Raw genomic sequence first — 11587 nt, 5'->3', positions numbered from 1 at the left:
TGGACGGTGAGGCACGGCCTGCGGGCCGTATCAGCGACGCACTGCCGACCGCCCGGTGAACGCGCGCGTGTACTGAGGCGGGTAGGGCACGGGATCGCCGAGTTCGGCCGCCGCGCGCTGCGCCCACACCGGATTGCGCAGCAACTCCCGTGCGAGGAACACCGCGTCGGCGCGACCCGACGACACCAGGAGATCGGCGTCGGCGGGATCGGTCACGAGCCCGACCGTCGCCGTCGGGATGCCGGTCTCGCGCACTCGCTGCGAGAACGGCACCTGGTAGCCGGGGCCCACGGGGATCGGTGCGTCGGCGGCGATGCCGCCGGTCGACACGTCGATCAGGTCCACGCCCCGATCTCGGAGCAGCGGGGCGAGCCGCACGCTGTCCTCGAGCGTCCAGCCGGGTCGGGGGTCGTCCGTGTCGCCGGCGAGCCAGTCCGTCGCCGAGAGCCGGAAGAACAGCGGCCGGTCCTCCGGCCACGCGGCGCGCACCGCGTCCACCACCTCGAGGGCGAAGCGAGCTCGCGCGTCGAAGTCTCCGCCGTACTCGTCGGTCCGCGTGTTGGCGTGCGGGGACAGGAACTGGTGGATCAGATAGCCGTGTGCACCGTGCAGTTCGAGGACGTCCACACCCGCTCGTGCAGCGCGTGCGGCGGCTGCCGCGAAGTCCGCGACCACCTCGGCGATCTCCGTGGTGCTCAGCGACGAGGGGAGAGGGAGGGTTCCGAACGATTTCGGACTGGGACCGACTCGATCCCACAGGGTCTCGACGTGGTGGGTGCCGTCCCACGACGGCCCCGACCACGGCCTGCCGGTGGCGGCCTTGCGTCCGGCATGCACCAGTTGGACACCCAGTGCGGCGCCGTTGCCGCGGGCGAACCGCACGATGCGCTCGAGCGCGTGCTCCTGCGCCGACGTCCACAGGCCCAGATCGAACTCGCTGCTCCGCCCGTCGGGAGAGACGGCGGTGGCCTCCATCATGGCCAGACCCACGCCACCGACGATGCGGGCGGCGAGGTGCTGGAAGTGCCAATCGGTGGCCGCGCCGACGGCGGGACCGGACGGTTCGGCGGCGAACTGCATCATCGGCGACATCCAGATCCGGTTGCGCATCGTTCTCCCGCGCAGGGTCAGCGGCTCGAACAGTGCGCTCACGACGACACCGCAACCGAGGCTGCAGCCGGCTGGTCGGTGCTGCGACGCGATCCGCCCAGGAACGCGAGTCCGTTGTCGTGCAGCGCGCGACGGTCCACACCGGCCGACTCGAGGAAGGCCGAGGGCGCCGACTCCGCCATGTCGAACGGGTAGTCGGTACCGCACAGGACGTGATCGCTCGACGCGTGTTCTCGCAGCAGCGTCAAGGCGGCCACGTCGTGAGTCACGGTGTCGAACCAGCACTGACGGAACGCGTCCCGAGGGTGCGTGTCCGTGTGGTGGACGTCCGGCCGCGCTCCCCACGCATGACTCCAGCGTCCCAGGAGCGCCGGCGCGCACCCGCCGCCGTGCACGAAACACACTCGCAGCGACGGCAGTTCGTCCAGGACACCACCCAGCACGGCACCGGCGACGGCGGTCGCCGTCTCGACGGGGTTGCCGATGAGGTTGGCCAGGTAGAGCGAACTCCATTCGGGGCGGGGCAGCTGCATCGGGTGCACCAGAACAGCAAGGTCGAGTCGCGCCGCGGAGCGCAGGATGTCGCGCAGGACACCGATGTCGAGCGAGGTGCTGCCCACCAGCGGCGGGATCGCGACCCCGGATACCACGCCCTCGGAGGCGAGGCGTGTCATCTCCTTCGTCGCCGCGTCCGCATCGTCGAGACGCACGAGGCCCAGGCCGGCGAGTCGCCCACCGGAGTTCGCGACCAAGCCCGCGAGTTCGACGTTGAAGCTGCCGATGTAGTCGTCCGCACCCGAGTCGGACGTCGTCGGGAAGGCGAACGGCGGGGGTGACAACGCGCGGACCCCGATGCCCTGCGCATCCATGTCGGCGTACACGGCATCGACGTCGCTCATGGCCTCGGTGGCGATCGACAGCGGGAGATCTCCGAGATGCAGACGCCCCTCCCGATCCTGCATCGGTGCGAACGGCGATCCGGGCGGTAGGCCGAAGTGCGAGGCGGGCAGCCAGTGCGCGTGGACGTCCACGAGGTCGACGCCGGTCACGAGGTCACCGGCAGAGCGTCGTTAGCGGAGTCGAGGTGCTCGACCGTGGTGAAGACGAGCGGTGTGTCGCCGACGTTCTCGATGTCGTGCAGCAGGTATTCGCCCGGTCCGAAGGTGAAGTGGCGCGTCTCGCCGGCGTCGTAGGAGACGTCCCGAGTGGTTCCGTCGAACGTGTGTTGGCGAGAGGTGCCAGCGTTCACGGCCGTCCAGAAGTAGTCGAGAACGTGGCGGTGCGCGTGCCACCGCTCACCCGGTGCGAGCCTGATCTCCCAGACCCGCACGCGGTCGGTGCTGCTCAGCAGGCGCGACCCCACGGCGCCGTCGAAGGCGTGAGACTCGAACTCCGCGCGGAGTTCCGGAGACCAGCCGTCGAAGTCGGTGCCGACGACGGTGCCGGCGAGAGGGAGGTCCTGGAGGAACGTGTCGGACATGACCGTGCCTTTCGTGTCGTGTGGGAGGGGACTAGCGGCCGGGGCCGTACAGGCCGAAGCGGAGGTCCGGATCCCCGGGCGTCCACGTGTTGCTGAACTGGGAACGTTCGCCCATCGACTGGACTCGTGCGAGCAGGGCGCTGCTCAGTTCGAGCTGCCCCGGTTCCCACTTCTCCAGTGCCTCCGCGATGTTGCCGGCCGCGGAGGTGAGTGCGTCGGCGAGCGCCCACGAATCGGCAGCGGCCTTGGCGGTTCCGGCGGCGGCGTGGGGGCGTGCGGCACAGGCCGCGTCGCCGATGAGGGCGACGCGTCCGGACGCCATCCGGTTCACCCGCGAGTCCCACACCACCTGGATGAACGGCTCCTCGGTCGCGGTGACGACCTCGGCGGCGGCCGGCGACAGACTGCGCCGCGCGGTCTCGCGCATCTCGTCGACGTAGCGGTCCTGCACCTGGCCGGGATGCACGGACACCTTGCCGACGAATCCGCGCTTGTCGGTGAGCATCTCGGTGAGATCCGGGCCCTCCGCCACGTTGCGGTACCAGACATAGTTCATGAGGCGGTCGCCCACCTGAGAGCCCCGCGCGCTCGGGATCGGATACATCGTGATCTGCGAGTGCGGGATCACGTCGTACGTGATCGCGTCGTGGAGCAGGTCCGCGGTGCGGCTGGACAGCACCCGCTCGTCGACGGTGCCGCGCCACCCGATGTACCCCGAGTACTCCATCGTCACGTCGGGGTCGATCCGCAGACGGTTCGCCGAGGTGACTCCGTCGGCGATGACGACGAGGTCGGCTCGTTCGCGCCGGCCGCTGACGAACCGCACGTCGACATGATCGTCGGTCTGGTCGAAGCCACAGGCGAATTCACCGAGATGGTAGTGCTCGCGGCCGAAGTCCGAGAGCAGTGCGCGGTAGAACGTGCCCCACGAGGTGTGGGACCACGTTCGCTCGTCCCGGTGCACGATCTCGTCGTCGGATCCGAGGTACTGGACCCAGCGAGTTGTGGTGCTGACGTCCTCGGGGCGCTGGGTGCTGCGCTCGCGGAACCACCGCAGGGTGTCGGGCTGGAGGACGATGCCACCGCCGCGCCCGTCGAGGTCCGAGGGGGTGCGCTCGAAGACGTCGACCTCGAACCCGAGGTCGCGCAACAGGAGTGCGGAGGTGAGGCCCCCGATGGAGCCGCCGATGACGACGGCGCGGGCTCCCTGGTAGTGGTTCATGCGGACGTTCCCTTCATGATCGGTGCGGAGGTCGCCTCGGGGGCGGACTCGGTCGGTGTGTCGGTGGGGAGTGCGGCGCCACGGGTCTCGGGTGCGAACCACAGGCCGACGAGGGCGATGACACCCGTCGCGGCGAGGACGGCCGTTGCTGTTCCGAGGTCTCCGCCGAACCAGGAGGTGGCGATGACGCCGGCCACGAGTGGGCCGGCCGCGGTGATGTAGCGACCGATGCTGTTGGCCAACGCGATTCCCGATGCACGCATGCTGGGCGAGAACATCTCGGGTCCGTAGACGAAGTTGCCGGAGAGGGCTCCGAACAGTCCGAATCCGACGAGGGGGATGACGAGCAGGTAGGTCGTGTAGCTGTGCTCGAACGGGAAGAGGTAGGCGATGCTCACGGCGGAGCACACGAAGCTCACCATGAATGCCTTGCGACGGCCGATGGCGTCCGCCAGGAATCCCCAGGTCGCGTAGCCGATGATGCCGCCGGCGTTGAACAGCATGGAGGTGATGGCGACTCGGTGGTTGGCGACGTCGGCCGACAGCGACTCGGCGGTGGCCATCGTGCGGATGATCTGCGGGTACCACGTCGAGACGCTCCAGAAGGCGAGCAGCGACCCGGTGGCCAGCGCGGTGCAGATGAGCGTGGCGCGCAGGTGCGGCGGGGAGAGGAGCCGCTTCAGCACGAACTGGTCCTCCGGGCGGGTGGACGATTGCCGCTTGCGCTCCTTGCGGGTGGCGATGACGGTGGTGATCTCCTCGGGTTCCGGGACGTAGCGACGCAGGAACCACACGAGGAAGGCGGGGACGACGGCCAGAACGAGCATGAACCGCCAGCCGTGGGTGCCGAGAAGTCCGTACGCGAGTGCCGCGATGAAGAACCCGCCGGCGTAGCCGGACATCATCACGCCGCAGGCGCGAGCCCGGTACTTGTTCCGCCACACTTCCGCGACCAGCGCGGCACCCACGGGAGCTTCGACGCCCGATCCGAGGCCGGCGATGAAGCGCAGGACGCCGAGTTGCCACCACGTGTCGGCGAAGGCTGCCAGGGCGGTGAAGACGGCGTAGGTGACGATGCCGATGGACAGCACCCGCACCCGGCCGAAGTAGTCGGCCAGGACGCCGAACAGGATGCCGCCGGTGGCCCATCCCGCCAGGAAGAGTGCGACGGTGAGACCGCCGTAGAGTCCGATGTGATCGGCGTCGACCGTCAGTCCCGAGTTCGGGAGCAGTTCGGTCATCGCCGGTCCGAGCACCAACGCGTAGAGGCTGCCGGCGAAGCCGTCCAGCGCCCATCCCATCGTGGTGCCCAGCAGTACGAGCCACTGGACACGCGTGATCTGCGTTCTCCAGCCCGGCTCCGTGGCAGTGGTGTCGTGCACGGTGTGTTCTCCTCTGTGCGTGGGGTTGTGGTCGACCGGCGGGGTACTCAATTGAGACGTCCGGGGGTGTCGGAGCCGTACCAGTCGACGTCGGACTCGGCGATGCGGACCACGACGGTCTTGATCCAGGTGAAGTCGTCGAAGGACTCGGTGCCGGCGTCCTTGCCGGTGCCCGACTCCTTGGTGCCGCCCCAGGGCAGGGACGGCTCGAGGCGGTGGTGGTCGTTGATCCAGACCATGCCCGATTCGAGTGCGTCCGCGACGCGGTGCGCGCGGGCGAGGTCGCGGGTCCAGACGGCTGCTCCGAGCCCGAACCTGTTGTCGTTCGCCATCTCCACGGCCTGCGCCTCGGTGTCGAAGGGCACCACCACCGCCACCGGCCCGAAGATCTCCTCCTGCGAGACCCGCATGGAGTTGGTCGCGTCGGCGAAGACGGTGGGGCGAAGGAAAAACCCGCCCTGCAGTGCGTCCGGCAGCTCCGGCACGCCGCCTCCCGCGACCAGTCGGGCGCCGTCCTGGTGTCCGATGTCGATGTAGGACAACACCTTCTGACGCTGCACGGCGCTGATCAGGGGACCCATCTGGGTGCTGGTGTCAGCCGGATCGCCCAGCCGGATCGCGTCGGCGCGAGCCGCGAGTGCCTCGACGAACCGGTCGTACACTCCTCGCTGGACGAGGAACCGGGCGCCGGCGACGCACGACTGACCGGATGCGACGAAGGCGGCGAACGCTGCGCCCTCCGCGGCGACGACGGGGTCCTGGTCGTCGAACACGACGACGGGGGTCTTGCCACCCAGTTCCGCTGTGATGCGGGCGAATCGGCCCGCTGTCGCGACGGCCGCGGACCGGCCGGCCTCCGTGCCACCGGTCAGGGTGATCTTCGCGACGTCGGGATGCTGGGTGAGCCGGATGCCGGCCTCGCGTCCGCCGGTGACGACATTGACGACGCCGTCCGGCACGCCGGCCTCGGAGACGATCCGCGCGATGGCGAGCGTGGTGAGCGGAGTGAGTTCCGACGGCTTGATCACGACGGTGTTGCCGGTGGCGAGAGCCGCCGAGAGGCTACGCGCGAGGATGAGCGCCGGGTGGTTGAAGGGAGTGATGATGCCGCACACGCCGAGCGGAGTGCGTCGCTGATAGGTGAGATAGGGGCCGTCGCTCGGCAGCACTCCGTCGCGCTGGGCGGCGAGCAGGCCCGCGTTGTAGCGGAACCACTCCGGCACGCGGGACAGCTGGGCGCGCGTCTCGGTGATGGGCCGGCCGTTGTTGCGGGTCTCGAGCGTGAACAGCTCTTCGGACGCGGCCTCGATGGCATCCGCGGCGCGCAGCAGGATGCGAGCGCGCTCCGTGCGGGTGGTCCGCCGCCAGGGACCGTTCTCGAACGCGGTGCGCGCCGCGGCGACCGCGCGATCCACGTCGACCGCGTCGCCGTCGGGAACCTCGGCGAAGGACGCGCCGGTGGCCGGATCGACCACGGCGAGAGTGTCGCCGGACTCGGACGGCATCGACTTGCCGTCGATGAACATCAGATGCTCTGTCATGTCTTCTCGCTTCTCGTCGTGATGCAGTGCCTCGATGGAAGAAGTCTGCGATCTGCGTCACGTTCGCGATATGTTCGTGAAGACACAAAGGGCGCCGCGCGCTGTGGCGCGGGACATGGAGGGCCGCATGACCGAGCTGTCGGAGCTTCGACGGTGGATGGCCGGCATCCACGACGTCACCGCGGCCGTCGCGTCCGACGACCCACCGTCCGTCGTGCTGGACACCATCGCCGGGATCGCGGTCGCCCTGATGGACTACGACTTCTGCGGCGTCTTCCTGTCCGACGACGTCGGCAGCATGTTGACCATCGAGGGATCGCACGGGTTGTCTGCCGAGTACATCGCCCGGATCAACGCGGACCGTCCGGTGCGACTCGATCTGGACCCCTCCGTCGAGGCGCCGTCGAGCAGGGCGTTCCGGACGGGTGAGCCCGTCGCGATCGACGACATCGTCGCCGCACCGAACTTCGGGCCGTGGGGCGGCGTGGCGCGGGAGCAGGGATACCGCTCGATGGTGTCGGTCCCGCTCCTCGGATCGACGGGAGCGGCGATCGGAACCCTGAACTGCTACCGGCGCGGCGTACACGTGTTCGACGACAACGAGATTCAGCTCCTCAGTATGCTCGCGACCCAGGCATCCATCTCCGTCACGATCACGCGCCTGCGCGCCGAGGAGGCGCAGCGCACCTCCGACCTGAGGACGCTCAACGCCGAACTGCAGCGTCGGCGGACCCTGCTCGAGAAGTCCGAGGAGATCCACCGGCGCCTGACCACCATCGCGTCACGAGGTGGTGGGGTCGACGGCATCGCGACGGCACTCTCGCTGCTGGTCGGCCGATCGGTCACCATCGAGGACGTGCACGGCGGGGTGCTCGCACAATCCTCGCGCGGGCCGACGTCGACGTCAGCGCATCGGGAGGACGTTCTGTTGTCGGGGGAGCGGGTGGCATGCCTCGTCGTGCAGGGGGATCCGGCCACCCTGTCGACGCTCGATCGCCGCGCCGTCGAGCACACCGCCGTCGTCGCCGCACTGGAGTTGCTCCGTGCGCGGACCGCCGAGGACGTGCAGTGGCGACTGCAGGGCGAGGTGGTCGGTGACCTGCTCGGTGACGACCCGGTGGCGGCCGCGGCCGCCGTCGAGCGTGCGGACCGGCTGGGCCACGACCTGACGGCGCCGCACGTCGTCGCGGTGATCGACCTGCCGTCGACCGGTGACGTCGACGCGTCGCTGTCGCGCGCGGTGCGATCGATCGCGGCCCGCGCGGGAACCGGTCCGCTGGTGGCCGCGCATCAGCATCGCGCTGTCGTGCTGTGGCCGGTGAGTGCGGGAACGCCGATGGACGCGGTGGTCGCCGAGATCGACCGCGTGCGCGCCGGCACGGTCGCCGAGGGCCCGGTCACCGCAGTGGTGGGGTCACCGTGCACGGACGTCGCCGACTACCGGGCGGCCCACCGCGCGGTGCGAGGAGCCGTGCGGCTGATGATCCTGTGGGACCGTACCGGCGCCACCGTGTCACTCGACCAGCTCGGCGTTCCGGGGTTGCTGCTGCAGTTGAACGACCCCGACCAGGTGGCGCGCTACGCGGACCGCACGCTGGGTCCGGTGCGCGAGCACGACGCGTCGCGCGGCACCGACCTCGTCGGAACGCTCCGCGCGTATCTCGGCCATCGGCAGCACGTCGGGGACACCGCGGCGGCCCTACACGTGCACCCCAACACTGTCGGCCAGCGCCTCCGTCGCGTCCAGGCGCTGACGGGGCTCGACCTGGCGAGACCGGACCACGCCATGGACGTCGCCATGGCGCTGACCCTCCGCGACATCGCCGCGCCGTGACCGTGAGGCACGGCTCGGGGCCCGCCGCGCTCGGTGGGACACTGAACGGCGTGGCACCCTCGAAACCCGTCGACCCGGCCGAGCTACGGAGCGCACTGCAGACCGTGTCTCCGTGGCTCGACGATCCCGACCTCCCGAAGCCGCCGCGCGCCGATCTCGCCGCCGCGGTGCGGCTCAGTGCGCGCACCATCGAGCAGACGGCACCGGGCTCGAGTGTCGAGGTGCGCGTGCCGCCGTTCGTCGCGGTGCAATGCATCGTCGGGCCCCGCCACACCCGGGGTACGCCCCCCAACGTCGTCGAATGCGACCCGCGGACATGGCTGTTGATGGTGACGGGGCGCGTGGCGTTCGAGGACGCCGTCCGTGGTGCGGGCGTCACGGCCTCGGGTGGCCGCGCCGGCGAGGTGGCGCATTGGCTCCCACTCGTCCGGATCTGACCCTCACCGCCAGGGCTGTACCGGCGGCTTCACCCACAGAATCTTCTCGTCGGCGTGTGCCCGGCGGACCGCGTCGTGATCGGGGTGATCGAGCGCCCACTCGGCCTTCTCGCGCAGGAGAGTCGACACCACCGTCCACGTCTCGTCGGAACTGGGTGGATTGATGTCCGCGGCGCGGGCCACCTTGCGTCGGACGTCCGCAGCCATCGCCGCGAGGTCGTCCGCGGAGATGTCGCGATCCCACAGGTACCGAGCGAGAGCGACGGCCTTGTCGCGGCGGGACTTCTCGGCCGCGTCGGAGTGGCTGTAGAAGTTCTTCTCGGCCACTACCAGCCCCAACTCCCGGCGATGCCCTTGAAGGGTCCGACGACGTCGCGGGTGATCCAGCCGGCGTAGAAGCCGCCCTCCTGCGCACGTGCGACCTCGCCGTCGAGCTCGCACGTCAGGGAGACGGGGGAGAAGGAGAGCGCGCCGGAGATGGGGACGAACGACGGAGTGGGGTTCTCGTAGCTCCATCCGCCCGCCTCCAGAACGGCGCCGTCCTCGCCGAGGATGTCCCAGTACGTCGCCGAGCCCTTCCATTCGCACATGGTGGATCGGGCGCCGGATCGGCGGAGTCGGCTCTCGTCGATGTCGGCGCGAGGGATGTACCAGGTGGGCGGGTGGCTGGTCTCGAGCACCCGGTACGCGGACGTGCTGTCGGCGACGACCACGTCTCCGAACCGGACGACGAGTCGCTTGTCCGACGCTTCGAGCGCGGGCGGACGCGGGTAGTCCCACACCGATTCCTGCCCCTCGCCGGGCTGTTCGGGGGTGACGCCGTACGGAAGTCTGCTGACCATGTCTCCATCATGGCACCGCGCCGCGAGTCGTGGATCACAGCTCACCGCGGTATCGGTGCCTGCCGACGGCTTGTTGATCGCGGGGTTGCCCGTAGACTCCCCGAGTGTGCGTGCAGCGTGGCCTGCACCCCACCCCTCCCGGCTTCTAGGAGAGCGCGTCGTGACTCGTGACCCCTCGGTCCACAGCCCGAATCTGCTCGATGACACATCCGGTCCGGAACTGGACATCAACGAGAACGAGCCGCGGGAGGAATGCGGCGTCTTCGGTGTGTGGGCCCCCGGCGAGGACGTCGCGAAGATGACGTACTACGGCCTCTACGCGCTGCAGCACCGCGGTCAGGAGGCCGCCGGCATCGCCGTGGCCGACGGGTCCCAGGTGCTGGTGTTCAAGGACCTCGGTCTGGTGAGCCAGGTGTTCGACGAGCAGACTCTCGGCGCCATGAGCGGCCACATCGCCATCGGGCACTGCCGGTACTCCACCACCGGATCGACGACGTGGGAGAACGCGCAGCCCATCTTCCGCACCACCGCGGCCGGCAGCGGCATCGCCCTGGGCCACAACGGCAACCTCGTGAACACGGCCGAGTTGTCGGAGCGGGCGCGCGACGCCGGCATCATGGGCCGCCCGCGCGGGACCGGTGCCACCTCCGACTCGGACATCGTGGGCGCACTGCTGGCGCACGGCGCCGCGGACAGCACCATCGAGCAGGCGGCCATGGAACTGCTGCCGACGCTGAAGGGTGCCTTCTGCCTCACGTTCATGGACGAGCACACCCTCTACGCGGCGCGTGACCCCCACGGTGTGCGTCCGTTGTCCCTGGGCCGTCTCGACCGCGGCTGGGTCGTGGCCTCGGAGACCGCCGCCCTCGACATCGTCGGCGCCTCGTTCGTCCGCGACATCGAGCCGGGCGAGCTGCTCGCCATCGACGCGGACGGTGTGCGATCCTCCCGCTTCGCCGCGCCCGAGCCCAAGGGCTGCATCTTCGAGTACGTCTATCTCGCGCGCCCCGACAGCGTCATCGGTGGCCGGTCGGTCCACTCGACCCGCGTCGAGATCGGCCGCCGCCTGGCCGAGGAGCACCCCGCCGAGGGCGATCTGGTGATCCCTGTCCCGGAATCGGGAACGCCCGCCGCCGTCGGCTACGCGCAGGGTTCCGGCATCCCGTACGGCCAGGGCCTGATGAAGAACGCGTACGTCGGACGCACGTTCATCCAGCCGTCGCAGACCATCCGTCAGCTGGGCATCCGGCTGAAGCTCAACCCTCTCCGCGAGGTCATCCGGGGCAAGCGCCTCATCGTGGTGGACGACTCGATCGTCCGCGGCAACACCCAGCGGGCCCTGGTACGCATGCTGCGCGAGGCGGGCGCGCTCGAGATCCACGTGCGCATCGCGTCGCCGCCGGTCCGCTGGCCCTGCTTCTACGGCATCGACTTCGCCTCGCCCGCGGAACTGATCGCCAACGGCATGGACTCCGAGGACGGCATGCTCGAGGGTGTGCGGCAGGCCATCGGCGCCGATTCGCTGGGCTACATCTCGATCGAGGGCATGATCGCCGCCTCGGAGCAGCCCGCGACGCGGCTGTGCTCCGCCTGCTTCGACGGCAAGTACCCCATCGAGCTCCCCAAGGAGACCGCCATGGGCAAGAACGTCCTCGAGGGCATGTTGGCGACCGCAGCGGGCATCGCGATGCCCGCTGCCGTCGACAACGTGAGCGCTCTCTCGCGCCCCTGACACCCAG

General features: G+C 69.8%; 11 protein-coding genes. 3 read left to right on the top strand and 8 right to left on the bottom strand.

Going from position 1 to position 11587, the window contains the following annotated elements; genetic code table 11:
- Nucleotides 1-30: 30 nt before the first annotated feature.
- From J4E04_RS16810 to J4E04_RS16785, 6 genes are read right to left on the bottom strand one after another with little or no spacing between them, the layout of a single operon-like run.
- Nucleotides 31-1152, bottom strand: coding sequence for an NADH:flavin oxidoreductase/NADH oxidase (locus J4E04_RS16810; protein WP_490149064.1), 1122 nt, complete (start codon nucleotides 1150-1152; stop codon nucleotides 31-33).
- Nucleotides 1149-2159, bottom strand: coding sequence for an amidohydrolase family protein (locus J4E04_RS16805; protein WP_490149063.1), 1011 nt, complete (start codon nucleotides 2157-2159; stop codon nucleotides 1149-1151). Before J4E04_RS16805 ends, J4E04_RS16810 begins: the two co-directional genes overlap by 4 nt.
- Complete coding sequence (locus J4E04_RS16800; protein WP_490149062.1) at nucleotides 2156-2590, bottom strand: cupin domain-containing protein; 435 nt, start codon at nucleotides 2588-2590, stop codon at nucleotides 2156-2158. Before J4E04_RS16800 ends, J4E04_RS16805 begins: the two co-directional genes overlap by 4 nt.
- Before the next feature lie 31 nt (nucleotides 2591-2621).
- The gene (locus tag J4E04_RS16795) at nucleotides 2622-3812 is read right to left on the bottom strand and encodes an FAD binding domain-containing protein (protein ID WP_490149061.1); all 1191 of its coding nucleotides are present in this window, start codon (nucleotides 3810-3812) and stop codon (nucleotides 2622-2624) included.
- Complete coding sequence (locus tag J4E04_RS16790) at nucleotides 3809-5194, bottom strand: MFS transporter (RefSeq protein WP_308014264.1); 1386 nt, start codon at nucleotides 5192-5194, stop codon at nucleotides 3809-3811. Before J4E04_RS16790 ends, J4E04_RS16795 begins: the two co-directional genes overlap by 4 nt.
- 47 nt (nucleotides 5195-5241) lie before the next feature.
- Nucleotides 5242-6735 (bottom strand): aldehyde dehydrogenase, encoded by a 1494-nt coding sequence (locus J4E04_RS16785; protein WP_222646600.1) that lies wholly within the window; start codon nucleotides 6733-6735, stop codon nucleotides 5242-5244.
- A 127-nt stretch (nucleotides 6736-6862) separates the two neighbouring features.
- Here J4E04_RS16785 and J4E04_RS16780 point away from each other — a divergent pair, with 127 nt between their 5' ends.
- Both J4E04_RS16780 and J4E04_RS16775 read left to right on the top strand, forming a co-directional pair.
- Nucleotides 6863-8569, top strand: coding sequence for a helix-turn-helix domain-containing protein (locus J4E04_RS16780; protein ID WP_490149060.1), 1707 nt, complete (start codon nucleotides 6863-6865; stop codon nucleotides 8567-8569).
- Nucleotides 8570-8619: 50 nt separating this feature from the next.
- Nucleotides 8620-9006, top strand: coding sequence for a sterol carrier family protein (locus tag J4E04_RS16775; protein WP_027504295.1), 387 nt, complete (start codon nucleotides 8620-8622; stop codon nucleotides 9004-9006).
- 3 nt (nucleotides 9007-9009) lie between these two features.
- Here the strand turns inward: J4E04_RS16775 and J4E04_RS16770 are convergent, their stop codons facing one another.
- Both J4E04_RS16770 and J4E04_RS16765 read right to left on the bottom strand, forming a co-directional pair.
- The gene (locus J4E04_RS16770) at nucleotides 9010-9333 is read right to left on the bottom strand and encodes a hypothetical protein (RefSeq protein ID WP_056446715.1); all 324 of its coding nucleotides are present in this window, start codon (nucleotides 9331-9333) and stop codon (nucleotides 9010-9012) included.
- A complete protein-coding gene (locus tag J4E04_RS16765; RefSeq protein ID WP_490149059.1) occupies nucleotides 9333-9848 on the bottom strand; it encodes a DUF427 domain-containing protein in 516 nt (171 codons plus the stop codon). Before J4E04_RS16765 ends, J4E04_RS16770 begins: the two co-directional genes overlap by 1 nt.
- Nucleotides 9849-10008: 160 nt before the next feature.
- On the opposite strand from J4E04_RS16765, the gene purF reads away from it, so the two are divergent.
- Entirely contained in the window at nucleotides 10009-11580 is a 1572-nt protein-coding gene (purF, locus tag J4E04_RS16760) for an amidophosphoribosyltransferase (protein ID WP_056446723.1), read from the top strand.
- The last annotated feature ends 7 nt before the right edge of the window (nucleotides 11581-11587 follow it).

The organism is Rhodococcus sp. NFXS4, assembly GCF_058139645.1.
Note: the sequence above shows the minus strand (reverse complement) of the source record. Positions and strands in the feature narration are given on the sequence as shown.